Genomic DNA, 23,842 nt, shown 5'->3' with positions numbered 1-23,842 from the left:
TCATTTTATGAGCTAACAACTTGACAATATCAGGAACCATTGTCGTTGGAGTGTCCTCTGTACAATCCTGTATTCGTCCCGGCGGCTTGACAGACGGGGAACCTTGCGGACGGGGAACCTTGCGGACGGGTATTCCCGGCGGTGATGATTCATTTCATCCATAAGTTTTAACAACCAAAAAACCACCGGAAAGCGGCGATGAGCCGACCCGGTGGTCTTTTGCATAATATAGAACCGAGAATTAGAATCCTAATGTCCAGGCTTAAAGCAGCGCCTCAATTGCGGCTTTCATGGTTTCGGGCGATTCCTTCGGCTCGAATCGATGAACGACCCGTCCCTCCCTGTCAACGAGAAATTTCGTGAAATTCCAGGCAATATCGCCATTCGGCGTCTCGCCGGGCTTCTCGTTCTTGAGAAAACCGAAGAGCGGATGAGCTTGTTCGCCGTTCACGTCAACCTTCGCGAACACCGGAAATGTGACGCCATAGTTCAGCTGGCAGAAAGAAGCTGCCTCGTCGCTTGTACCCGGCTCCTGACCGCCGAATTGATTGCATGGGAATGCGAGAATTTCCAACCCCAATCCGCGGTATTGATCGTACAACTTCTGAAGCTCCCCATACTGCGGTGTCAGACCGCACTCGCTTGCGGTATTCGCCACGACCAAAACTTTGCCCTTGTAGTTTTCAAGGGATACTTCGCGGCCTGCGGGATCGGCCGCATTCAATTGAAATATTGACATGTTTTCCCTCCCCGTATGTATAGATTCTGCGATATGCAGCTTTGAACGGCACCGTCAGTACCTAATTCCATCATAGCCGAAAGAATTCGTATATCCAAATGACCGGCTTCTGTTCACATACAGACCGATCGCTTCTTCCGCTTTCTCGGGTGGAAACTCCCCGAAAAAGGCCATTTTTATAAGCACTGCACGGTTTGGGTCCCTTCGTCCGATTGTCTGTGCAGCAAATGTGCATTAATATAAAAGTGTTCGACTCGGCAAAGCCCGGTAAAAAATCAATTCCAACGAGAGGTTCCCCGATGAAATTATATCCCGAAATGTTTTTCTCCGTTTGGCATCTGGCCGCGCTCATCCTCACGCTTATTGCCTTCATCGCCTTGATTATAGGCGGTTATGACAGAAGGACGATTCTGAAAAGCACCGGCAGTTCGCTCCTGATCTTCTACTGCATCGTCACGATCCCCGTCGGTTTGATAACCCAGGAAAACCTTCATAGAGAGGAAAAAATGCTGGGAGCGCTGGACCAGAAATACGAGAAAGCCAAGAGTGCCGGATCCGAGGAAAAAGTGATCGTTCACGTCGGAGCGTTCGCCGATGAAGACGATGACAACGCCCTTCTGGTTTACGCCGGCAATTATCATGAAGCCCAGCCCTTTACAGGCAGCATTTCCGTTACCGTATACGATCAAAATGATGAAGAGGTCTTTACCGAAACCTACAGGGACATTTCGCTTCAACCCGGTGAAAAAAGGAAAATCGACTCCACATTCACCTCGCGTCCCATGGATACTTACACGTACATATTTGAAGCGCAGCCCAGGTAACGGCGGCTGCGCTTTTTGTCTGCATGTTCCCCGGCTTACATAGGAAGGCGGCTCTGATCCGCGACGACCGACTCCCCTTGTTCCGTCTTTTCTCCGCCCCCCTTCCCGGAAGGGCGGTCATCGGCATCCCTGCGGCGCCGCAAAAATTTTAGGATCAAATAGGGAATCCAAATGAATGCGGTATAAAGAAAAACCGAACCCAGCAATGACCCTCCCGTATCATATAAAGGGTCATTCTCATTCCACGAGCCGAGTTGAAGGTCAAGAATAAATAGGGTGGCAAAGGATATTCCCTGAAAAATAAGCATCTGAAGCCAACGCATTCTTTTCACCAAGACAAAAAAGATCACGCTGGTCACCAGCATAAGACTCATGGGATAGATTGGCCCGGCCGTTTCGATGTCCCCGCTGGCGGCTTTATCGAATATCCACCAGCCTAAGCCGTATTGCAGCAGAAATGTCAACCAGGCAAACGGACCGATATTGGGAAACGCGGCTTTTCTTTTCCTCTCATTCTCTATGTATTCACGCTGCCGGATTTCCTCTTCAAGCTCCTCTGGGGTAGGCTCGCGTTCTTCCTGCTCTTGGATCTTCCGTTCCATATAGGGACGGAACTCACGCTCGATATTGCCGTCGAATTCCGCAGGAACCCGGTTCATGTCTTCCCTGAGCATGGCCGGAGCGGATTCGTCCTGCGGGTCGTGAATGAGGAGGGAAGACAACCACAGCGGGATGCCCCTTGGGGCGAGAACCTCAAGCCACCGGTTCGCTTCCATGATGTCGATGAAAGGAATGGCCAGCAGCCTATCCTTCAAGCCTTCATTGTATATCAGGTGCAGTACGGGCAGCAGCTCCGCCATGGGGGCACTCTCGGTCATTTTCATTTCCCTATAGGCATAGCTGTACAGCATGAGATGCCTTCCGTAATACATTTCCTTGATATCCCGGACCGGCACGCTGCCCCGTATCGCTTCCTTGGTTTCCCGGTTCCACAGGAGAAACTCTACTCTGTCGTCGTAAAGCATGTACTGATCTAGATGCCTGTTTAGCCAGATACGTTCCGCCAAGTTTTTAAATAGTTTATAAAAGATCCATACGCCCGCAGGCACGGCAGGCAGCGTCAGCAGCATCCAGCCCGATGGCCAACGCGAAAGCAGGAAAAGCGGCCCTACGGCCAAAGCCAGACCGACCAGCATTCCAAGCGTGATCATTTCAAACGTGAGAATCCAATAAAAAGGCTGCATCTTTCGCTGTCGCTGCTTATGAATCATCGCCGACATCAGGCAACTCCTTTCTCAGTAGACCGTTTCTGTATAATATCATGTTATTCCCTGCGCATATAAAAAGTCTACCGCTTACTATGCGCTAGTATGGATAGTAACCGCTTCGTCGTCTTACTCAATGGACGAGAGCCGTCTCTCACGATCATTAAAAAAAACCTTCCCCGTTTGCGGAACCGGGGAAGGTTTTTTAAGGTCATGCTTTATGGTCCGTACCACCCTGGGCTAGCTTGACGAGCAAGTGGGCCAGCTTGTGCTGCTCCTCCTGCGAGCCGACCTTCCACAGCTCCTGCAGCAGCTTCTCCTCGCTGTTGCGAGGCTCCTCGTTCGCAGCCAGATAACCGGCCACTTTCTCGGCAGCCTTGGCAATCTGCTCTTCGTCCAGCCCGATGCTTTGCGCCAGCTGTATGCGTTTGTGCAAATACGATTTGAAGGAATCGAAATTGGAAAGAATCCGATCCCTTTCCCCATCGTCAATCCGGCTTATTGCGTCATCCATCTTACTCATATCCAGTTCGCCTTCTTTATTCACAACATGATTATGTTCAGACATGGAAACGCCTCCTTGTAATTATTGACTATGGTAACGTACTGTACTTAACCGGTCGGACCCCTTCTTGAATCAAAATGGTTCACCGCATATTCCCCATGGAATTAACGGCTTCGGCCCCTGCGGCCGCCGCCTTGGCCTCTGTTGCCTTGACGCCCTTGGGAACTGCTATTTGGGCCCCGGCCTTGTCTGCCTTGGCCTGAGCCCGATCGGCTGTTCCTTACCGACCCTGTTCCTCCCTGAGACGGGCTCCCTGCGCGGGCTTGGCTGCGGCCGCCCCCGGCTTCGGAACGCCCGCGTCCTCCGCCGCGTTCACGATCCTTCATGGCCGAAGTGTCGCGTGCCTTGCCTTTACGGCCGCCTGCGTTTCCTGCCGCGTCACCGGCTCCGCGATCGCGGCCGCCCGCCGAACCGCCTCCGGATCGCCGCGGTCTTTCTCCCTTTACGAAGTCGGTCCCCGATGTTTCACGCGCTTCCCCGCTTTTCCCATCCCAGCGGACGCGCTTCAGCCGCATCGATATTCCCCCTTCGATCTTCTCCAGATCAAAACCGTCCTTCGGCGCGGCAAAGGTCACGGCCAGTCCGCTTCCGCCCGCACGGCCCGTTCGTCCGATGCGGTGAATATAGCTTTCCACATCATGCGGCATATCATAATTGAACACATGGGTAACGCCTTCAACATCCAGCCCCCTTGCGGCGACGTCGGTCGCAACAAGCAGCTGCAGCTTGGCTTCGCGGAACCTTTTCATCACGCTTCCCTCTTCGCCTGAGACAAATCCCCGTGAAGCTCGTCCGACGCATAACCGTGGGCCAGCAGCGCTTCATTCAACGTTTGGGCCCGGCGTTTCGTGCGGCAGAAAATAATCGCCAGAAAGGGCCTGTACTGCTCGATCATTCCGCGCAGCGCATCCTGCTTGGTCCGATCGCTGCATTCGACCACAATCTGCTTGATGCTCTCCAGCGGAATCGGGGAATTGCCCTTTACCACAATGTCCACCGGCTTGTTCATATAATTGCCGGCCAGCTGTTTCACGCCATCCGGCATCGTTGCCGAAAACAGCATGGTCTGTCGCCGATAAGGCAGCGCTGCAATGACGGCCTCCACTTCATCCAGAAAACCCATGTGCAGCATTTGATCGGCTTCGTCCAGCACGAGTTTTTTGACGCCCCCGAGCTCCAGCGTGTCGCGTCTAAGATGATCCAGCAGCCTTCCCGGCGTGCCGATGATCAAATGGCGCCCGCCTTCGAGCTTGCGGAGCTGCTTTTCGACGTCCTGGCCGCCGTATACGGCCAAAATTTTAACGTCGCCCGGCACGCCCTTGGCGAGCTTGCGTGCCTCCTCGGTAATCTGCAAGGCCAGCTCGCGCGTCGGCGCCACGATAAGAGCCTGCGGATAAGGGCGGGCCGGATCGATATGCTGCAGGATCGGCAGCAAAAAGGCCAGCGTTTTGCCGGTCCCGGTGCGTGCGCGGGCAATGACATCCTTTCCATCCAGCAGCAGCGGAATGCTCTCCAGCTGTACCGGCGTCGGTACGGCGATCCCCTGTTCTTTTAACGTCCGTACCATTTGTTCGTCAATGCCCAATTGTTGAAAGTTCGGCAAACGTTCCACCTCATTTATGATATTTCCCGGGTTGAACCGGTTATGGCGGCAGGGATTTCGAAAGAAACTGACAAATTGCCCTGCCTCTGGTAATGTCAATATATACACATCTTCATCTTTGAAACAATAAACGGTTCTGCGGCTGAAAAACGGACATTACTTCTGCCATAACGCCATCGTCCTTCTCAAGGGACAATGGAGCGTTACTATTTTTGCAATTTGAACTCTTACATAGTCGGCTATTATAAGGCAAGGAGGTTCCTATCGTGCATACATTTCAGCTTGTGCTCGCTTTTATCATAGTTACAGTATTGCCAGGCTTGCTGAATCTCTCCCTAAATTATATTTCCCGCAGGGACGGCGGACAGATTTTGCCGCTGCAAAAAAAGCTGTGGCTGATTCCTTTGCTGTCCATTTTGATTGTCGTGCCGGTCGGACTGTTCTCCATGGGCTTTGCCTTTGCCTTTGCCTTTCAAAGGGTTATGACCTCTCCCTCGTTTATGAGTCCAGAGTTTATCGTTGGTCTTCTTACGCTGTCGCTGACCGTGCTTGCCGGATTTTTGCTCTGCGAGAGCATCGTTCATCCCGTCTGCATCGCTTTACTTCGTCTATGGCTGCGCCGGGATGTTCCGGTTTACATCAAGCAAGCCGTCACTCTGATTGCCGACACGCTTGTCTTGTACGCGCTTCCGCTCATCCTCCCTGGCCTGCCGTTCCGGGGCCTGCTGCAGTCGCTTTCCATCTCGCTGTTTTATCATTTCATGGAGTGGATGCTGATCGGTATTCAAACCTGGGTTCAACGCCGCAAGCGAAGCGGTCCGGAGATGGAACCTGCAAGGACCAAAGGCGTGTCCTAGAACCTCCCCGACTTGAATATGGAGTACAACAGCCATACGACCATCAGCGTCGCTACGATAAAACCGATCTCGATCGCCGGAAAATTCCATAGCACGGTCGGCTGCCGGCTCAAGGAGGAGCCGATGATCAACCCTACCATAATGATGCTGAAGGCGAGCAGCACAATGCTGAACGACAACCGGTTGCTGATCTGGTCCAGCTTGCGCATCAGGCTTTGCAACTCGGGCACGCTGATCTCCACCCTCAGCTTTCCTTTGCTGATCAAGGCCGAAAGCTGCCTGGCCTGGCCCGGAAGGTCCAGAAGACTCTCGGCAATACCCGCAAACCCGTCAAGCACCTTCCGTCCAAGCCGCTTCGTATTATAGCGCTCCTTGAGCAGCTTTCGTCCGAACGGCTCGGCCATATCTATAATGCTAAGACCGGGGTCCAAATGCTCGATGACGCCCTCAAGCGTTAGCAAGGACTTGCCCAGCAGCGTTAAATCCGGAGGCAGCTCGATCCGGTGCCTCTGCGCGACGCCGAACAGGTCCGTCAGCGCCTTGCCGATCTGTACCTGGGAGAACGGAACGTCATAATATTCATTCCGAAGCCGTTCCAGATCGGCCCGAAGCAGCTCCAGGTCGCAGTCCTCCGGAACGACCCCCATCCTCAGAACAGCCCGAATCATCCCTTCGGTATTTCGCCGCATCAAAGCGATAATCAGCATGGACAGATTGTCCTTCATATCCTCGCTCAAATGCCCGACCAGGCCAAAGTCGAGAAACACCAGCCTGCCGTTCTCCTGGATGAGCAGGTTGCCCGGGTGGGGGTCGGCATGAAAGAATCCCTCGATGAATATCTGATGCAGCAAGCCTTCAATTAAATGCTCGGCAGCCGTTTTAAGATCGTGCCCTTTTTCTTGAAGCTCAAGACTTCGGCTAAGCGTGATACCCTCAACGTATTCCATCATCAACACACGGGAAGTGGTATATTCCCAGTAAATGGCCGGTACGCCTATCCAATCGCTGCCGCTGAACTGAGCGGCAATCTTCTCCGCATTCCGCGCCTCATGGCTGTAATCCATCTCCGCCATGACTGCGCGGGCAAACTCGTCGACCATGCGGTCCACCCGGTACAGCTTCACCCAATCCCAGTGCTTTTCCGCGAGAGAAACGAGATCCCGCAATATTTCCAGATCCCTTCCGATCATCCTCTGGGCGCCCGGACGCTGAACCTTGATCGCTACGGACTTCCCGTTCTTCAGGACTCCGGCATGGACCTGGCCGATGGAAGCCGCAGCCAGCGGTTCATCCTTAAACGAAAGAAGCACGTCACCGATTGGGGCGCCCCATTCCTGCTCGATCAGGGCCCTGGCATTCTCCGCCGGAAACGGGGGAACCCGCTCCTGCAGCTTCACCAGTTCCTTGATGATGGATTCGGGCAGCAGGTCGGAGCGCGTGCTGGCCAATTGGCCGAATTTCACGAATGTCGGCCCCAGATCCTCGAGCACCCTCCGGATTCTTTCCCCGAGCGTCATGCTCTCCGGCTGCTCCCGGGATATCCAGCGCACCGGAAGCGAAAGGATATGAAACAGCCCGAGCTCCTCCACCATATAGCCAAAGCCATGACGCATTAGCGCCATGGCGATTTCCCGGTATCGGCCGGCGTGTCTGATCCGGACTCCCATATTATTCCGACCGCGGCGCTTCCAGCTCCGCCACTTTGAGCTCCAGAGCGGCTATGCGCTGTTCCAGGCTGGCGATATCATTCTCCGAAGGAACCTCAAGCTCCGACAGGACCCGCTTTACCTGCTCATAGACGACCGCTTTGATCTGCGACTGCTCTTCCTCTCCGCGCTCGATCAGGCGATTGACGAGTTCCTTCGATTCCTGGGGAGCAAGTTCGCCTCTTTTAACGAGATCGTCCACGATTTTTTCGACTTTTTCCTTGCTGACTACGGTAAGGCCCAATCCTAGCGAGATTGCTTTTTTAAAAAGATCACTCATGTCTTTTTACCTCCCGGTCATTATATTCGTTTTCATTATAAACCGCATAGACCCCGGACACCAAACTTTGGAGCCCTGCGCCAGCTTCCTAACCCGGAAAACGGGAAGCCCATTTGGCCGCCTGAACAATCATCCTCCGGAATGGGGCTTGCAGGAAAGACGGCTCGCTATGTCCGGGCATCAAAAACACGACGCGCCCGATTCCGTAGGTGTGGCACCAGGCCGCCGGCCAATATTGTCCTTCGTGCTCATACTGAAGCAGCACCGTTTTGTCCGTGAACGGGTCAAAGATAAACCGATACGGCTCTTCTTCCATTTCGAAAGGCTCGACGCCCTCCATGATATCATGCCCTTGCGCAGCCGGAGTAAATGACAGCTTCTCCATCGGCGGATGACCGTTAAACCGGCCTCCGATCAGTTGGGCAAGTTCGTAGCGGTTCGCAAGCGTGATTCCGTTATGCAGCACCAGCAAGCCGCCTCCTCCGCTTACATAGGACAGCAAACCGGCCGTTTGCTGTGGGGATACCTTTTCATCCCACAGATCGCTGTATGCGATGCAGAGGTCATACGGATATAAATTGCTCTCTTTCAGCATCTTCAGGTTTTCGCTGCACTGCACGGTAAACATATCGATCAGCAAGTGCGATATCTGGCTGTCTATCCCCTGCAGCGGATGAAACTTAGGGTGTGTATAACTTCCCAGCAAAAGCGCTTTTCTCTTATCCATGACTTGTCCTCCTTACCATTTGGATAGCTGTCCGTTTCCGTTATGCTGACGCACGCATAACGCTCTCTTCCGATACCATCAAGTTTCCCGTTCTGTCCATATCGTAATCACGAATCTCAAGAAGATATCCCGGTCCGGGCAAAATAGCGTCCAAGCTCAACCATCATGCTTCCCATCCGTTCCTCCTCTGGAACGACCTTGACGTCCACGCCTTCCTCGCGAAGTCCTTGCGCCGTAACCTTGCCGACGGCGCAGGCGACGACGCGCCCGGAAAACGCTTCGATCAACGGATCCAGCTTTCCCCGTTCCCGGGCATAATCCGCCAGGAATCGAAACTGGGGCGCGCTTGTAAAGGCAACCGCATCGATTTTTCCTTCCACAATTTCGTTCAGCAGCAGCTCAAGCTCCGACGCCTCGGGCGGTATATGCTTGTACGGCAGGATTTGCACGATCTCCGCCCCGCTTTCCACCAACCACTCGGCCAGCTTGGGGGCCGACTCCCCGTGCAGCTGGAGGGCCACCCTTTTCCCATGCAAATCATGGGATTCGAAAGAGCGGATCAGCCCTGCCGTGCTGCCGTCGTCATCTCTGACAATCGGCTGCAGGCCGTGTTTTTTCAGGGCATTCACCGTCTTGTACCCCCGGGCCGCAACCATAGTCTCTTTCAGAATGGTGAGCAGCCTTTCGGACAATCCCATTTGCTCGGCCATATCCATGATCGCCTCAAACCCGATTCCCGTCGTGAATATGGACCATGCCGGAGGGTCCTCCACCCATGCCGCAATGGATTGCCGAAGCGTCTCGTCATCCAGAAATACGGTCCCTTGAGCAGGCCGAAGAAGCGGCGTGCCGCCCATTTTTTCTACCAGCTTGGCCATATCGGAAGATTTCCGCGGACCTGTCAGGGCCACGACCTTTCCCCTCATATGCTGTGCCATGTTTCGCCTCCCTCTATGATCTCTTCGCTTAATCATTTTATTTAATACAGTATACTTTCCCCATGGCAGAATAGAAAGCCGCTTTGGTCTTAATTAAGAAAAACGTCTATCGATGTACTTCCTCAGAAGACAGACCGCACTTAGCGGAAGTTTTTCTTGCGATATAGAATTCCATCAGCTCCGCTGATAACTTATAAATTCTATTATCTACAAGCAAAAACGGTTTCCCATCCTTTTCAAAAGACGAAAAAAACAGCGGGGCAGGATATGTTTTTTCCTGCTCCGCTGTCAACATTCCGCGCTCCTTATATTTTAAACCGTCCCGCCAGCTCCTGCAGCTGCTCGGACAATCGGCTAAGATCCGTGGCTGAAGCGGCGATCTCCTCCATGGATGCCAGCTGCTCCTCGGAAGCGGCCGATATGCTCTGGGTACTGCCGGCGGTCTCTTCGGATATGCCGCGAATCGCATGGATCGACTGCTCCGCGGCCACTGCGCCCTGTGCCAGCTCTTGAGCCGCGGCAGCGGCATCTTCCACTTTAGCCGACGCGTTCTTGACCGCTTTCCGGATCCGCGAGAAGGATCTGCCCGTTGCATCGATGGATCCGACGCCTTCTTCCACTTTTTGCTTCGCATTGTCCATCGCGGTGATCGCCTGCTGCATTTGGTGCAGGATTCCGGAAATCAGCTCATGGATATGCTTCGCCGACGTTTCAGAGCCTTCGGCCAGGCGTCGAACCTCCGACGCTACGACAGCAAAGCCCCTTCCGTGTTCGCCGGCTCTCGCGGCTTCAATGGAGGCGTTCAGCGCCAACAGGTTGGTCTGCTGGGCAATTTCGGCGATGACTCCGACGATGCCGCCGATTTCTTCCGTCCGCCGCTGGAGTTGATCGATCACCAGCCCCAGGCCGCCAACGGTTTCATGGATGCCGTGCATGGTTTCAGCCGCAGTGGCTACGGCCGTATTGCCTTCCTGGGCAAGCATGTTCGTATCGGACATAACACCGGATACCTGGGTGGTCATGTCCGCAATGGAAGCGGCGTTCCGCGCTACGAGCCCCATACTCTCCAGCCCCTCCTCGACCGCAGTCAGCTGGCTTTCGCTCCCCGCAGCCACTTCCTGAATGGACTGGGTGACATGCTCGACCGACTTCGTGCTTTCCTCGGAACTTGCCGATAATTGTTCGGAAGAAGCCGATACATTCGCCGTCATTTCCTGGACATTCAAAATCATGTTTCGCAGATTGTCGACCATGAGCTGGAAGTTGTCGGCCAAATCCCCAATCTCGTTACGCTTGAACCCTTCCAGACGCTGGCTTAAATCCCCGCCGCTGATAATTTCCGTAGCCTTGTGCAAACGCCGGATCGGCCGCATGACCGAACTGATATTCCAGGTGACAAGGGGAGCTGCGGCCAAAAGAGCCAATCCGACAACCGTCAGCATCGTGTTGCGGATGCCGCTGATCTCATCCGTTACTTCCTGGGTAAACATCGTTCCGGCGACCTTCCAGCCGGTCAAGTCGTTGGTCATATACACAAGCTGTTTGGACTTGCCGCCATTCTCGTACTCCAACTGCCCATCTGGCTTCTCATACAGCTTGGAGATCCATTGTTCCTCCTTGATCGCATCGATACCCGCTTCATACTCCGGATGAAGCAAGTACTTTCCGTTTTGATCCAGCACCGTTGTATAACCTTCCTTGCCAACCTTGGACTCCATCAGCTTTCTCAGGTTATGCAAATTCAGGTCCACCCCGATGACGCCTTTTCCGTTCGGAAGCTGTTGGGCGATCGTAACGACGATTTCGCCCCCGCCGGAAGCAGTTTTGTACGGAGCCGTCAGTACCGTTTTTCCTGCTTCCTTCATCGCCAAAGCGTACCAGTCGCGCTTTCTCGGATCGTAATTTTTATCTTTCGGAGAAGATGACGACGACAACATGCCCCCATCGGAAGTACCTATGAAAATCTCCAAGATTTCTGGGTGGAGCGCTAAATACTCCTTTAATTTATTGGCAATGCCTTTACTCTGACCGTCCAATTCGGCATTGATGTCTTCAGCTTTAAAAATTCCGCTGAAGTAATCCAGGTCGCTTTTCTTGGCGTTGATGTTCTGTGTAATCATTCGATCAGCCGTCTGGACGCTCTGGCGCGCACTGCGCATAATTTCATCTTCCACCGTGTGCTGCGCCTTGTTGTAAGTCATAAAGCCGATCGTTGCACTTGGGACGAGAAGTACGAGCAGGTACGTGATGATCATGTTTCTTCTTAAAATGTGTGCTCCCTTTTTCTTCATATGTTCTGTCCTTCCTAGCTGTGGTGGAGAATATCCACCCTGCTATAAACTTTGCCTGTGTTGTTTTTATCGGCACAATGAGGGGCTTTTTTGAAGATGGGAAGCCCTTTGAAAAATGTAAATTATATTTTCTGAAAACAAAAAAAGAGCAGAAACCGTCTATGGTTTCCGCTTGCTTCCGATTCGGATAAAATAATCCAGTTTATAGAAGATCCTTTCCAGTCCCGGGGGCCTGGGACTGGGTACGAGCCTTTGAAAATTATGCTTCCGGCGGGCCGGCCATGAATGAACCTATGTTTACGCCCAAGCCTGCAGCCAAACGGCTGCCAAGGTCCGCATCCGCACGGAAGAAGTTGCACAGCGCACGCAGTTGAATATCCTGCTTTACTCCGCTCAGATCATGAACGAGATTGCGAAGAAGATTGTCTTTTTGTCCCGCCGTAAAAGAACGATACAGCTCCCCTGCCTGGGTGAAGTCATCCGTCTTCTCGATCCGGCTGCGGGTGGTATGACCGGTAAGGGGCGTTTCGCTTTCACGGTAGGAGGGCTCCTCCTTCGGACCTGTCGTATAGCTGTTCGGCTCATAGTTTACCGGAGAGGGATCCTGATTCACATTCATCAGACCATCGCGTTGATGATTTCGTACAGGTGCATACGGGCAGTTAATGGGAATCTGCAAGTAATTCGCGCCGAGACGGTGACGCTGCGTGTCGGGGTAAGAAAACAGGCGGCCCTGCAGCAATTTGTCCTCTGACGGTTCAATTCCCGGCACAAGCGCGCTTGGCGAGAATGCAGCCTGCTCCACCTCGGCAAAAAAGTTTTGAGGGTTGCGGTTCAGCGTCATGGTCCCCACCGGCGTATACGGGAAGCGGTCCTCGGGCCATATCTTGGTCGGATCCAGCGGATCAAAAGGCAGAGCGTCCATGTCGTCCGGAGCCATCATTTGAACGAGCAGGCGCCACTTGGGGAAATGCCCCTCGGCTATGTGCTGGTGCAGGTCACGGGTAGCATGGTTGAAATCCCGGCCCTGCATTTCCACGACACCGTCCGCATCCAAGGTTTTCACCCCTTGCAGGGATTCCCACTTGTACTTCACGTAAGTCACTTTTCCTTCCGCATTTACCCATTTGAAGGCGTGAACGCTGAATCCGTCCATTTCGCGGTAATTGGCCGGCGTTCCATGATCGGAGAACAGCCATGTCATCATATGCGTCGACTCCGGGGTAAGGGTCATAAAGTCCCAGTACCGTCCCGGCTCCTGAATGTTGGTCTCCGGTGAAGGTTTCAGGGAGTGCACCATGTCCGGGAACTTGATCGCATCGCGAATAAAAAACACCGGCAAATGGTTTCCCACTAGATCGTAGTTCCCTTCCTCCGTATAGAACTTCACCGCAAATCCGCGCGGGTCGCGCGCCGTTTCCGGGGAGCCCGTACCGTGAATCACCGTCGAAAACCGGACGAATATCGGCGTTTCCTGGCCGGTTTCCTGCAAAAAAGCTGCACGGGTGTAAGCCTTCATGCTGTTTTCCACCATAAAGTTCCCGTGAGCGCCGGCTCCTCGTGCATGCACCACGCGTTCCGGAATGCGTTCCCGGTCAAAATGGGCGATTTTTTCAATCAGGTGATAATCCTCCAACAATGCGGGGCCTCGCCGGCCCGCCGTTTTTGAATTTTGGTTGTCGGCTACCGGAGCTCCTTGATTGGTTGTCATGCGATGATCCATATCCGTACCTCCATAGATTCTACAATTGATTTTAGACTCAATCTAAGTTTATGAAGTAATTGTATCATCGGTGACATTCCCTTTCATGATCATGCCGTGAGCCTTGAGTGAGCTTTAAATGAAGATCAAGTGAATGCTTAGGCACTGCCGGCAACAAAACAGAAACGACTCCGCCCTACTTTTCATAGAAAAAAAGGAGTCAGTCCGCCAGGCGGTATCCGACTCCTCTTACGGTGGCGATATAACGGGGCGAGCCCGCATTGTCGCCGATTTTTTTGCGCAAGCTTTTGATATGAACGTCCACCACATTGCTGCCCCCGAGGAAATCGGTATCCCAGATTTCGCTCATCAATTCCTCGCGGGTTCGCACGGCCCCCTCGCTGTCCAGCAAAAGAACCAGAAGATTGTACTCCGTCTTGGTCAGGTGAATCGGCGTTCTTCCCCGCTGCACGGTCATTTTGTCCCGATCGATCCACAGATCCTTGTAGATGCTGCGGCTCGCGTCCGCCCCGTCCGCCGCTGCCGGTACGGCTTGGGTATGGACTCGGATCGCTCTTTGAATCTGGTACATCATCGTTTGGCGCGAGCGAGCAGGCCACACCATCAATTCCTCCTGAAGCAGGGTTCCGCTTGCGCGGCTCATCCATTCCTCAGTGACGAGGTACATGACCGGAACACATATGGAGTCCGCTATCGGTAAAAGCATTTTCCGCTCGCTTTCAAAGTCCTCCTCATTCCGGCAGGCCGTCATATCCGCGATAATCAAACCCGTGTTCATCGCCGATTGCAGACGGGATTCCCACTGCCGCAGCACCATCACGTCAAAACAGTTCTCCGACAGTACTCCGACCAGCTCGTGCATGCGACCCGGAAACCGGCTCACCATCGCCGCCCTGAACACGGATACCGGACAAGCATCCTGCCATGGCTCTTCTTCCAAAGGACGGTCGTATGGGCTTCCCGACTGCCATCCCCTCATCGGATAAACACCGGGCAAGCCGCCGGTCATTTGTTCCGCTTGGTTTGACACTCCGGACACACCCCCCCGAACACAACGTGAGCGTGGTTTATCGAATACCCCGTTTCTTCGGCAACCGTCTTTGCCCAATCCTCGGGCACCTCCGTCATGACCTCGTCCACCTTGCCGCAAACTTCGCACATAATATGCTGATGCTCGTCGGTCCGGGCATCGTAACGGCTGGCGCTCTCACCCAGCTTCAACTCCCGGATCAACTGTTTATCCGTCAGATAGCGCAGGGAATTGTATACCGTGCCGTAAGCCAGGTTATAACCTTTCTCCACCAAACGGTTCATAATATCCGATGCGGTCGGGTGATCGTGCGATTCCCGAACGACATCGTAAACCGCCTGTCGCTGAGTCGTTAGATTTAATGATTTCAAGGTATTCACCCTTTTAATTTATTTTTAGATCAAGTATAAATCTTAATTGCTTTCAGGTCAACCTTTCCTCTGGATAAACGCTACCTGCAATCTTTAACATTTCTTAAGAATCCGTTAAAAAATACTTAAACCCGCCCGTCTATACTAAGACCATATGAACTTGGAACACTAACATCCGAAAGGAGATTCATCGAATATGGAATCTGCTTCAAGATATTCAACCGCCCCGCAACCTTACGAAAACAGGCCCGCCAACCGGAGGCAAAAAAAAACTGCGGCGGAAGAAGCGTTGCTGCCCGGGCCTCTGTGTCATGGTGCTGGCCCTTGGCATAATCCTTATTTCCACATACATAACCAGAGTATTCATCCCTCCGAATATCCAAGCGGGTGCTGCCTTGCTGATCAATGCCGATACGGGTAGAGTCCTGTATTCCCGCAATGCGGATCAGGCGCTGCCGCCTGCCAGCATGTCCAAGATGATGACCGAGCTCCTTGTAGTTGAGGCCGTAGAATCCGGCAAACGCGAATGGAATGAAAACGTACGGGTGAGCCGCTACGCCGCGAATGTGCCCGGTTCCCGGATCGGCATGAACAAAGGCGAAATCTATACGTTGAAGCAGCTGTTTGATGCTCTGGTCGTTCATTCGGCCAATGACGCCGCGGTCGCGATCGCCGAGTACCTATCCGGAACCGAATCGAAATTCGTGGAACTAATGAACGTAAAATCCCGGGAAATCGGGCTGTCCGGCAAAACCTATTTCGCCAATGCTTCGGGCTTGTCGTCGGGCGATCTGATGGATTTCCCCGAAGCCGCTTCCGGAGCGGATACGGTCATGACGGCCCGGGATGCGGCTGCACTGGCAAGATGGCTGCTTCGGTCGTATCCGGAGGTGACCGAGGTAACCCGCTTGAAGGTTGTGCCCATACCGCAAAAGGAAATCTCGCTCCCCACCACCAACCTTATGCTTCCCGGGGAGCCCCACGCCTATAAAGGAAATGACGGGTTCAAAACAGGATTCACACGTCAAGCCGGTTACTGCTTTACCGGCAGCGCCAAACGCGGAGGAAGCCGCCTGATTTCCGTCGTGATGGGCGCAGAAGACAGCAACAAGCGCTTTACCGAGACCCGGAAGCTCATGGACTACGGTTTCCGCAGACAAAATGATTTTTGGGACGCTTTGACGGCAATTTTAGGATAAACTGGAGGTATGTTATGCCATAGACCTTTTGGCTTCAATCGCCATTAATTTTTGGGGGAGCATTATGCGAAGTGTACTGATTGTAGATGATGATAGGGAAATCGCCGGACTGATTTCGATTTATCTGGAGAACGAAGGCTACCGGGTCATCCAGGCCCATGACGGTGAAGAAGCGCTGCAAAAACTGGCCGCCGGGGAGCAACCCGTTGACCTGGTTATCCTTGACGTAATGATGCCGAAGCTGAACGGGCTGGATGCTTGCCGGAAAATACGGGAGACCTCGGCCATTCCAATTTTGATGCTGAGCGCTAAAAGCGAAGATATGGACAAAATACTCGGGCTTATGACCGGAGCCGACGATTATATGATCAAGCCCTTTAACCCGCTGGAGCTGACAACGCGCGTCAAATCCCTGCTGCGACGCTCGCTTCAATATAACGCCGAAGCGCAGGCCGCCGAACGGTCAACGCTTACGGTGGACGGGCTGGAAATCAACCGTGACACCCATGAGGTGACGGCGAATGGGCGGCCCATTGTCCTAACGGCCAGGGAATTCGATATCTTGTATCTGCTTGCCCGGCAGCCGGGGCGGATTTTCAGCGCCGAAGATATTTTTCAGCAGGTCTGGAAAGAAAAATATTATGTTTCCAACAACACGGTCATGGTCCATATCAGCAATCTGCGGGACAAACTCGAAAAGGAGCTCGGCTACAAACTGATCCAGACCGTTTGGGGCGTAGGGTATAAAATCCATGCGTAAACTCCAATGGAAAATCATCACCCTGTTCTTTACCAGTGGGGCGCTTACCCTCGTGATTCTGTTTACTCTCCGGCAAACCATGCGGTTTTTAGGCCGGGAATTCTGGCAATCGCTTGGGTATTGGAGCTCTTTCGGCTGAACAACCAGCTGGATCGCTTCTTCGGTTTTCCCCTGATCCCCACGCTCAGCGGCATCGCGCTGTTTGTCCTCATCGTGCTGCTGCTGAGCCGGAGCTCGATCGTTGCGATACAGCGGTTGTTGGAAGGCACCGAACGGCTCTCCCGAGGAGAGCTGGATCAGGAAATCAAAGTCAGATCCAACGATGAATTCGGCCTTCTGGCCGAGCAAATCAACCAGATGGCCAAGAAGCTGAAGCTTTCCCTGGAAGAAGAACGCATGGCCGTGCAAGCCAAAAACGAACTCATCAGCAACGTATCCCACGATCTCCGAACGCCGCTCACCTCCATCATCGGCTATCTGAGACTGGTCAGCGAAGACCGGTATAAAGACGAGGTGGAACTCCGCTACTACACGGACATCGCCTATGACAAGTCCCTCCGGCTGGGCAGGCTGGTGAACGATTTGTTTGATTACACCAGGATGGGATACTCTCCTCTGCAACGGACCGACATCAATCTGGTGGAGCTGCTGGGACAGCTTGCGGCGGACTTTTCCCTGGCCGGCCCCGCGGATGCAGAAGGCGTCCAAATCCGATTTTCGGCCCCGGAGGAAAAGGTGATGGTTTTTGCCGACGGAGACAAGCTGATGCGCACTTGCGAGAACCTGATCTCCAACGCCATCCGTCACGGCAAAGAAGCGGGAAGGATCGATTTGACGGTTTCGAAGGAGAAGACGCATGCTGTCGTGAAGATCATAAATTACGGCCCGGCGATTCCGTCCCATGCTATTCCGCATTTGTTCGAGCGTTTTTACCGTGCGGATGAATCGCGAACAGCCCAGACGGGAGGAGCCGGTCTAGGCCTGGCCATCGTCAAGAGCATCGTGGATGCCCACGAGGGCGAAATCGTCGTAAACAGCTCGCCGGAGCGTACGGTTTTCGAGGTTCGGCTGCCGTTCAGCCCCCCTTCTTTTCAGAGGCCCGGTAGCTAAACGATTCGACATGCAATTCCATTTTCGGATAAAATAGGGCATGATAAGAAATCGTGTTTCCGTCTTTTGAAAGGAATGGAATTGCCAGCATGATCAACATTCTGTTTACCAACTTTTGCGTTCTGGTCACCTTATTGTATGTCTCGGGGCTGCTGTCCAAAAAGTATGTCGTCGGCCGTTCCCCTTCCTTGTTGGTTAAAGTGAACGCCGGGCTGTTGTTTGGCGTGTACGGCATCATTCTGATGTTTTACTCATATCCCATTGCTCCGCTGTTCTTCGCCGATCTAAGACATCTCGCTATCGTCGTCATCGCCTGTTATATGGGCTGGCTTCCCTCCTTGATAGCCGGCATCCTCATCGCCGCCGGACGCATGCTGCTGTTCGGGCTAACCCATTCCTCCGTCATGGTCGGTGCAAGCATGCTTTTGACGGGTATCCTGTGCGGTCTGATTTCGAGGATGAAAGCGGACAAGTTAATGAAGATGATGGTCATGAACGTTGCGGCCATGCTTATTATTCTGGCCCTGTTGCTGATCAACCTCAAGGACCATGACAGCTTAGCGGGGATTTTTACGACCCAGTTCATCATCTCGGTGCTCGGTACTTTCGTTATTTATGCTCTTGCCGAATACATCAACGCGTCCAACATGCTTTTTCTGCAAATGAAAAAAAACGCGGAAACCGATTATTTAACCAGCCTTAACAATCTGCGCCAGTTCGAACAGCTGCTTTCCGAACGTTTTTTGGAGGTAAACCATCACGGGGAAAAACTGGGCTTGCTGCTCATCGACATCGACCACTTCAAAAAATAAACGACACCTACGGCCATGCGGCCGGAGATGCCGTTTTGCGGCAGATCAGCAGACTGCTGAAACATCAATCCCGCTCCGTGGACGAAGTATCCCGGAATGGCGGCGAAGAATTCTCGGTGCTTGTCCCGAACGCCTCCCTGGAAGAAGCGTCGGCACTTGCCGAGAAAATGCGGGCCGCGGTCGAACGCCACTCTTTTGAGATGGAAGACGGTACGCGGCTGCAAGTTACGATCTCCATCGGGGTAGCGGTGCATCCCGACACGATTCGCGCCGAGGACGGGAAAGACCTGCTTGAACAGGCCGACGCCGAGCTTTACCGCGCCAAGAACAGCGGCCGAAACCGTGTTTGTTCCGCCCGGGAATGCGCTTTCTGAGCACTAAGCATCCTTGGACTCCAAAATTTGCTCGATAGCTTCAAGCGTATCGGCAGTCAGCTTTATGCCCGAAGCGTTTACGTTCTCTTCGACCTGCTCCGGGCGCTTGCGCCAACCAGTGCGCTGGCAACGTTGCCCTGGCGGAGAATCCATGCCAATGCAAGCTGCCCGACCGTTATGCCCAGATCCTGTGCGATCTCGCCAAGCTGCCGGACTTTGTGAAGGCGATCTTCACTGATTTTGAGGCGGTCGGCTCCCAGTTTGGAGGCGCGGCTGTTTTCCGGCACGCTTTCCATGACGGCGTATTTTCCGGTCAAGACGCCCTGTGCCAGCGGCGAGTATACCACCTGTCCGATCCCCTTTTTCTCGCCAAGCGGAATGATTTCCTTTTCGATGCTGCGCTCGAACATATTGTACAGGGGCTGATTCACCACGATCCGGTCCAGCAGATACCGGTCCGCAACCGCAAGGGCCTCTTCCATCTGCGCCGCCGTCCACATGCTGACGCCCACATAGAGCACCTTGCCCTGGCGCACCAGATCATCCAAGGCCCGTAGGGTTTCTTGCACCGGCGTTTCGGGATGAAAACGGTGGCAGTAATATATATCGATATAGTCCATGCCCAGCCGCTTCAGGCTGGCATCGCACTGCTCCATGATATGTTTCCGGGAAAGGCCTTGATCATTCGGGCCGTCCCCCATTTTGCCGAACACTTTCGTGGCCAATACGTAAGATTCCCGGGGAAAGGCCTTCAACGTCTCACCGACAACTACCTCCGCGGCACCTTGTTCATAGACATTGGCCGTATCAAAGAAATTAACGCCGAGCCCGTAAGCCGTCTGTATGGATTTGACGGCATTTTCGCGCTCCACATAACCGCCGTACGTAAGCCAGCTGCCCAGGCTGATTTCGCTAACCTTCAGCCCGCTGCCGCCCAGTCTTCGGAATTCCATATTCCAAAACCCTCCTTAACGCAAAATAGATACCCTCCTTCATTTTAACACTAATTCCCACAATGAATAGCCTTTGAGGTACGGTGCATAAAATCGGGTTTTCAGTCTCCCCTTAACGGTTATAGCCGGTAGATTTGACGCTCGTATTCACCTTTACCTCGAACCGGATTCGAGGATAGATCTCTTTCCACTGTTCCTCCTCCGTGCGGTTGTTCCAGTGGGTACCGTAAAAACGGAGTCCGAAGCCCAGCGGATCCAGCCCGGTATCGCGGATTTTTTCCAGGAACTTGACAAGGTCTTCCGAGAGGCTTTTATTCAGAGCCTGCTCAATTTCTTGCTGTTCCCGCTTGGACATTTGCCCCGGTTCATCCTTTTCCTCAATGTTTCCCCCGACCCGGACCTTGTAACGGACAACCTCTTTTCCCGGCGCAGGAGCATGATCTGGTATCGGGCTTTTGTCGTCATGATGTTCAGGTCATAATGGACTCCGTCGGTCATCGCCGGAAAATTGGTTCTCAGATCGTTCCTGGTCAGCAGGTTCAACAGCTTGGTTTCTTCTGGAGACAATATTTCAACCACTTTCTTCTTGTCCAGGAGAGCTGCCTTATCAATGATCAACATGGTGTCGCCTTCCGCTTCAACGACCGGAATAACCGGGTCTTTGCCCTTCTCCCGCATCCGCCGGGATAGTTCAAAGGAAAACGTCTTGACGATGAAAGGAGATTCCGTTCCGTCTGAGCTCAACGCCAAGAACAGGGAATTTCCAGCGATCCGTTCCGTGGGGGGCACGACATTCAACACCGCCTCCGCCGAAGGCCTGGCCACCCCCGGATACAAGAGCAACTGGATGTCCCTCCGCCGGATCGCCCAATCCTCGACTTTTTCGACCCCTTGCCTGGCGTAAGCTTCCCCGTACAGAATGGCCTTGCAATGGCCGAAGTCGACCTCCTTATCCACCTTCGATTTTAACTGACGAACCGCATTGGCAATGGTTGATGAGTCCTGCGTAATAACCATGGACTTTTCCTCGCCGGACTTCGGATCGCCGATCGGAATGGAAATTTTGAAGCTGAACCTGGTCATGCCCGGGTTGTCTTCTATCAAATCCACGCCTATGGCAACCACAAACAGCCGGAGGTCGATATCGCGAAACTCGCAGCCGTTTAAAAGCAGGAGCGCGGCGCACATCAAGCCGGCAAGCAGCCTCTTTATTCCCTTCATGCATGCCGCCTCCTCCGCATGGCAAAATAGAACATCAGCGCAAGCAGAACGATTTCTCCGACCAATCGGGTGTCCAGAAAAATCACCGCCAGTTCAGCGAGCGTGAACTGGTCCAATAAGAGCGACGAGCTATAAACGATCACCGAATAGATGGCGAGTATCCACCATTCCATTTTCTTTCTGCCCTTGACTTCCTTTGGCGTGTTGACCCCGCTAAGGGATACCTTTTTGAATGCCCCCATAAGCAATTCCTTGGATACATGCCAGTGGACGATGGAATTGACCAGAGAGAGACACATGTATACGACGTAAAACACATAGATCATCCGTTCAATAATAAAATAACGGATCCGCAGCGAATCGATCGTGGAGAACGCCGGATAAACATACTCCCCGGCTCCTTCCGCCCCCAGAAAGCCGATTGGAGCGAACATGGAAATGACAAGCGTATTTATGCCCAGCAGAACGATCAGCCAGAAATGCCTGACCCTCAGTCTCTTGAACACACGGTTGAAAATAACCATATTGGTATAACCGGCAAACACATAAGTAGCTGCCGCTACCGTCTTATATTGAGGGACTCTCCACAAATACGTGACGACCTGCAGGACGGCATCCCAGCTGTAGTACGGACTGCTGAATATGCGAAACACCATGTAAACGATCAGCGGAAAGGTCATGTACAACACGATTTCCAGCCCATACAGAATCGACTCCGAATCCAGCCTTGCGCTTAGTCCAACCACCGTCAAAAAACCGACAAGAACGAGGTATGGCGATACGTCCGGGCTGATAAACCGGTTCGTCACATCGACGAAGCCGACCAGGGTCAGGACACTGGACGTAAACCATATGCTGCTCATCAGAATCAGCAGGGGGCTTCCAATCCATCTCGGCAAAAACTTGTGCATGATTTCCGGCAGTCCCTGTTGCGGAAACTTGGCAAGCAGCTTGGCGAAAAGGAGCAGCAGGACCATGCCGATCCCAAGCGCGATGATCGTGGAAAGGAGGGCGCCGTTATACCGGTCCTGAATCAGTATGCGCGGCACGTAATTGACGAGGTTAATGAGCGCATTCAGCAGGAAGAGGTAATAAAAATACTTGTTTCTAACCACTCCTCTGTCCCTCCTTGCCGTTCCTTTCCACCGCGAACATTTTCAGATACGGCTTCCCGAAACTCCGAAGGCTGCACAAATACATAATCATGGCGATAATCCCCAAAACGATGCCGACCAGCCCGAAAAACGTGGAGAGCAAAATGAAAATATACTTGGACAGCCTGATTCCGAAACTCATCATCGTTACAGGGATGACAAAATTCGTAATCGCTACGGCTGCCACAAGGATAATCATGATGTTGCTGACCAATCCCGCCTCCGTTGCCGCCGTTCCCAATATTAACCCCCCTACGGTCGTGGCCGTCGGACCGATCGCCTTCGGCAGCCGCACGCTGGCTTCGGTCAGAAACTCCATCGCCAGGAGCATGAACAAGACTTCGAAGAAGGAAGGGTATGGAACCGTAGCCCGGCTGCCGGCAATGAGAAGGGTAATCTGCATTTTCAGGATCTCAGGATTATAGGAGGTAAAGGCAACGTACAGCGAAGGCAGAAGAACGGTCAGAAACAAACCGATATACCGGATCACCTTCAGAAACCAGCCTATCGGAGGCAGCTGGACCTTATCATCCATCGCCGTGAAATAATCGTTGAATATCGCGGGCAGCAAAATGACGTAGCCTGTCGTATCGACCATGACCGCGATTTTGCCCTGCGATATATTCAGCACCGTCCGATCGGGACGCTCGCTGACCATTACCGTCGGGAACAGGCGGAATTTCGGGTTCATCGTAAATCTTTCGATATCGGCGGCGGTCTGGATAATGTCCGCATCAATCCCGGACAATCTCTTCCTCAGCTCGTCCAGCACTTTTTTCTCAACCCGGGTAATGTCATACAGAATGGCGATTCGCGTTTTGGACACCCGCCCGATCGTCATAGACTCCGACTTCAAATCGGCAGTCTTATACCTGCGCCGCACCAGATTCATATTCGTATCGATGTTTTCCGTGAACGAATCCGTAGGTCCCTGGATCACATTCTCGGTCTCTGCCGGCAAAACAATGGACCCCTCCACAAGCAAAACATCGAACAAATATACATGATCTTTGATAAAAACGGATGTATAGCCCGTAAGGATGCCTTCCAGCGTCTCCTCCGCATCCTTGGCCTCTTTGCTGGAAGGGAAAGACTTCACGTACGTCTCGTATTCCGATACGTCTCTGAGCTCATAGAAACGGTTAATCAAATTTTCGGTTACAAGGGATGGATCACACATGCTTTTCAAATAAACCAAGGAAACCTGCTCATTCCCCATGACCAGGTCCCGCGTTTCTTTGTCGCCCATATTCTCCAACTGCTCGAGCAGCCGTTGCTTTATGTCCTTAGCCGACCTGCTTCTACGACTGTCCATTTGAATCACTCGCTTCCCCTTCGGT

The 23,842-nt window shown here is 53.1% G+C and carries 21 protein-coding genes and 4 pseudogenes; 7 read left to right on the top strand and 18 right to left on the bottom strand.

The features are described from left to right. Positions 1-262: 262 nt before the first annotated feature. Positions 263-739: a glutathione peroxidase gene (locus tag XI25_RS05320; protein WP_046677681.1), complete on the bottom strand. Its 477-nt coding sequence runs from the start codon at positions 737-739 to the stop codon at positions 263-265. Positions 740-1,038: 299 nt separating this feature from the next. Here XI25_RS05320 and XI25_RS05315 point away from each other — a divergent pair, with 299 nt between their 5' ends. After that, a complete protein-coding gene (locus tag XI25_RS05315; RefSeq protein WP_046677680.1) occupies positions 1,039-1,563 on the top strand; it encodes a hypothetical protein in 525 nt (174 codons plus the stop codon). 35 nt (positions 1,564-1,598) lie between these two features. On the opposite strand, the gene XI25_RS05310 is transcribed toward XI25_RS05315, so the two are convergent. The 3 genes and pseudogenes from XI25_RS05310 to XI25_RS05300 form a co-directional block, all read right to left on the bottom strand. Further along, positions 1,599-2,843, bottom strand: coding sequence for a hypothetical protein (locus tag XI25_RS05310; RefSeq protein WP_052759457.1), 1,245 nt, complete (start codon positions 2,841-2,843; stop codon positions 1,599-1,601). Positions 2,844-3,039: 196 nt separating this feature from the next. Continuing rightward, positions 3,040-3,396: a DUF3243 domain-containing protein gene (locus tag XI25_RS05305; RefSeq protein ID WP_046677679.1), complete on the bottom strand. Its 357-nt coding sequence runs from the start codon at positions 3,394-3,396 to the stop codon at positions 3,040-3,042. Positions 3,397-3,497: 101 nt separating this feature from the next. Next, positions 3,498-4,996, bottom strand: a pseudogene (locus tag XI25_RS05300) (DEAD/DEAH box helicase). Positions 4,997-5,262: 266 nt separating this feature from the next. Here XI25_RS05300 and XI25_RS05295 point away from each other — a divergent pair. Further along, entirely contained in the window at positions 5,263-5,853 is a 591-nt protein-coding gene (locus XI25_RS05295; protein ID WP_046677678.1) for a hypothetical protein, read from the top strand. On the opposite strand, the gene XI25_RS05290 is transcribed toward XI25_RS05295, so the two are convergent. The 9 genes from XI25_RS05290 to XI25_RS05250 all read right to left on the bottom strand — a co-directional run bounded on the left by XI25_RS05290 (position 5,850) and on the right by XI25_RS05250 (position 14,919). Continuing rightward, complete coding sequence (locus tag XI25_RS05290) at positions 5,850-7,520, bottom strand: ABC1 kinase family protein (protein ID WP_046677677.1); 1,671 nt, start codon at positions 7,518-7,520, stop codon at positions 5,850-5,852. The genes XI25_RS05295 and XI25_RS05290 overlap by 4 nt on opposite strands. Position 7,521: 1 nt before the next feature. Then, positions 7,522-7,839, bottom strand: coding sequence for a phasin family protein (locus XI25_RS05285; protein ID WP_046677676.1), 318 nt, complete (start codon positions 7,837-7,839; stop codon positions 7,522-7,524). 88 nt (positions 7,840-7,927) lie between these two features. Next, on the bottom strand, positions 7,928-8,566 hold the full coding sequence (locus tag XI25_RS05280) for a ThuA domain-containing protein (protein ID WP_046677675.1): 639 nt from the start codon (positions 8,564-8,566) through the stop codon (positions 7,928-7,930). 116 nt (positions 8,567-8,682) lie between these two features. After that, positions 8,683-9,504, bottom strand: coding sequence for a uroporphyrinogen-III synthase (locus XI25_RS05275; RefSeq protein WP_046677674.1), 822 nt, complete (start codon positions 9,502-9,504; stop codon positions 8,683-8,685). Positions 9,505-9,610: 106 nt separating this feature from the next. Beyond that, positions 9,611-9,799: a hypothetical protein gene (locus XI25_RS05270; protein WP_046677673.1), complete on the bottom strand. Its 189-nt coding sequence runs from the start codon at positions 9,797-9,799 to the stop codon at positions 9,611-9,613. Positions 9,800-9,809: 10 nt separating this feature from the next. Further along, the gene (locus XI25_RS05265; protein ID WP_046677672.1) at positions 9,810-11,795 is read right to left on the bottom strand and encodes a methyl-accepting chemotaxis protein; all 1,986 of its coding nucleotides are present in this window, start codon (positions 11,793-11,795) and stop codon (positions 9,810-9,812) included. Positions 11,796-12,054: 259 nt separating this feature from the next. Next, positions 12,055-13,518 carry a catalase gene (locus tag XI25_RS05260; RefSeq protein WP_046677671.1) on the bottom strand — a complete coding sequence of 488 codons (1,464 nt, stop codon included), beginning with the start codon at positions 13,516-13,518 and terminating at the stop codon, positions 12,055-12,057. 199 nt (positions 13,519-13,717) lie between these two features. Continuing rightward, a complete protein-coding gene (locus XI25_RS05255) occupies positions 13,718-14,548 on the bottom strand; it encodes a winged helix-turn-helix domain-containing protein (protein ID WP_046677670.1) in 831 nt (276 codons plus the stop codon). Beyond that, on the bottom strand, positions 14,524-14,919 hold the full coding sequence (locus XI25_RS05250; protein WP_046677669.1) for a Fur family transcriptional regulator: 396 nt from the start codon (positions 14,917-14,919) through the stop codon (positions 14,524-14,526). Before XI25_RS05250 ends, XI25_RS05255 begins: the two co-directional genes overlap by 25 nt. 395 nt (positions 14,920-15,314) lie before the next feature. Here XI25_RS05250 and XI25_RS05245 point away from each other — a divergent pair, with 395 nt between their 5' ends. The 5 genes and pseudogenes from XI25_RS05245 (at position 15,315) to XI25_RS36715 (ending at position 19,174) form a co-directional block, all read left to right on the top strand. Next, positions 15,315-16,118: a D-alanyl-D-alanine carboxypeptidase family protein gene (locus XI25_RS05245; protein ID WP_235439674.1), complete on the top strand. Its 804-nt coding sequence runs from the start codon at positions 15,315-15,317 to the stop codon at positions 16,116-16,118. Positions 16,119-16,182: 64 nt separating this feature from the next. Next, positions 16,183-16,878, top strand: coding sequence for a response regulator transcription factor (locus tag XI25_RS05240; protein ID WP_046677667.1), 696 nt, complete (start codon positions 16,183-16,185; stop codon positions 16,876-16,878). Positions 16,879-16,884: 6 nt separating this feature from the next. After that, entirely contained in the window at positions 16,885-17,988 is a 1,104-nt protein-coding gene (locus tag XI25_RS05235; RefSeq protein ID WP_235439673.1) for a sensor histidine kinase, read from the top strand. Between the two features lie 89 nt (positions 17,989-18,077). After that, positions 18,078-18,551, top strand: a pseudogene (locus tag XI25_RS05230) (LytS/YhcK type 5TM receptor domain-containing protein); the annotation flags it as partial. An 84-nt stretch (positions 18,552-18,635) separates the two neighbouring features. Continuing rightward, positions 18,636-19,174 (top strand): annotated as a pseudogene (locus XI25_RS36715) (GGDEF domain-containing protein). Between the two features lie 3 nt (positions 19,175-19,177). Here the strand turns inward: XI25_RS36715 and XI25_RS05225 are convergent. From XI25_RS05225 to XI25_RS05210, 5 genes and pseudogenes are all read right to left on the bottom strand, one after another. Next, positions 19,178-20,127: pseudogene (locus XI25_RS05225) on the bottom strand (aldo/keto reductase family protein). Between the two features lie 112 nt (positions 20,128-20,239). Then, the gene (locus XI25_RS34145; RefSeq protein ID WP_235439676.1) at positions 20,240-20,509 is read right to left on the bottom strand and encodes a Ger(x)C family spore germination C-terminal domain-containing protein; all 270 of its coding nucleotides are present in this window, start codon (positions 20,507-20,509) and stop codon (positions 20,240-20,242) included. Next, positions 20,443-21,348: a Ger(x)C family spore germination protein gene (locus tag XI25_RS05220; RefSeq protein WP_235439670.1), complete on the bottom strand. Its 906-nt coding sequence runs from the start codon at positions 21,346-21,348 to the stop codon at positions 20,443-20,445. Before XI25_RS05220 ends, XI25_RS34145 begins: the two co-directional genes overlap by 67 nt. Continuing rightward, positions 21,345-22,463: a GerAB/ArcD/ProY family transporter gene (locus XI25_RS05215; protein ID WP_046677666.1), complete on the bottom strand. Its 1,119-nt coding sequence runs from the start codon at positions 22,461-22,463 to the stop codon at positions 21,345-21,347. Before XI25_RS05215 ends, XI25_RS05220 begins: the two co-directional genes overlap by 4 nt. Further along, positions 22,456-23,817 carry a spore germination protein gene (locus XI25_RS05210; RefSeq protein WP_046677718.1) on the bottom strand — a complete coding sequence of 454 codons (1,362 nt, stop codon included), beginning with the start codon at positions 23,815-23,817 and terminating at the stop codon, positions 22,456-22,458. Before XI25_RS05210 ends, XI25_RS05215 begins: the two co-directional genes overlap by 8 nt. Between the last annotated feature and the right edge of the window lie 25 nt (positions 23,818-23,842).

Source organism: Paenibacillus sp. DMB20 (assembly GCF_000987955.1).
GTDB lineage: Bacteria > Bacillota > Bacilli > Paenibacillales > Paenibacillaceae > Paenibacillus_AQ.
The sequence above is the reverse complement of the archived record's forward strand: the minus strand, read 5'-3'. Positions and strand labels throughout refer to the sequence as shown.

What these genes read in the sequence shown, in the direction of transcription:
- XI25_RS05305 (WP_046677679.1), bottom strand. Translation starts at nt 3,396, where the DNA reads ATGTCTGAACATAATCATGTTGTGAATAAAGAAGGCGAACTGGATATG.
- XI25_RS05240 (WP_046677667.1), top strand. Translation starts at nt 16,183, where the DNA reads ATGCGAAGTGTACTGATTGTAGATGATGATAGGGAAATCGCCGGACTG.
- XI25_RS05310 (WP_052759457.1), bottom strand. Translation starts at nt 2,843, where the DNA reads ATGTCGGCGATGATTCATAAGCAGCGACAGCGAAAGATGCAGCCTTTT.
- XI25_RS05210 (WP_046677718.1), bottom strand. Translation starts at nt 23,817, where the DNA reads ATGGACAGTCGTAGAAGCAGGTCGGCTAAGGACATAAAGCAACGGCTG.
- XI25_RS05285 (WP_046677676.1), bottom strand. Translation starts at nt 7,839, where the DNA reads ATGAGTGATCTTTTTAAAAAAGCAATCTCGCTAGGATTGGGCCTTACC.
- XI25_RS05315 (WP_046677680.1), top strand. Translation starts at nt 1,039, where the DNA reads ATGAAATTATATCCCGAAATGTTTTTCTCCGTTTGGCATCTGGCCGCG.
- XI25_RS05275 (WP_046677674.1), bottom strand. Translation starts at nt 9,504, where the DNA reads ATGGCACAGCATATGAGGGGAAAGGTCGTGGCCCTGACAGGTCCGCGG.
- XI25_RS05270 (WP_046677673.1), bottom strand. Translation starts at nt 9,799, where the DNA reads ATGTTGACAGCGGAGCAGGAAAAAACATATCCTGCCCCGCTGTTTTTT.
- XI25_RS05235 (WP_235439673.1), top strand. Translation starts at nt 16,885, where the DNA reads ATGGAAAATCATCACCCTGTTCTTTACCAGTGGGGCGCTTACCCTCGT.
- XI25_RS05220 (WP_235439670.1), bottom strand. Translation starts at nt 21,348, where the DNA reads ATGAAGGGAATAAAGAGGCTGCTTGCCGGCTTGATGTGCGCCGCGCTC.
- XI25_RS05290 (WP_046677677.1), bottom strand. Translation starts at nt 7,520, where the DNA reads ATGGGAGTCCGGATCAGACACGCCGGCCGATACCGGGAAATCGCCATG.
- XI25_RS05265 (WP_046677672.1), bottom strand. Translation starts at nt 11,795, where the DNA reads ATGAAGAAAAAGGGAGCACACATTTTAAGAAGAAACATGATCATCACG.
- XI25_RS05320 (WP_046677681.1), bottom strand. Translation starts at nt 739, where the DNA reads ATGTCAATATTTCAATTGAATGCGGCCGATCCCGCAGGCCGCGAAGTA.
- XI25_RS05280 (WP_046677675.1), bottom strand. Translation starts at nt 8,566, where the DNA reads ATGGATAAGAGAAAAGCGCTTTTGCTGGGAAGTTATACACACCCTAAG.
- XI25_RS05260 (WP_046677671.1), bottom strand. Translation starts at nt 13,518, where the DNA reads ATGGATCATCGCATGACAACCAATCAAGGAGCTCCGGTAGCCGACAAC.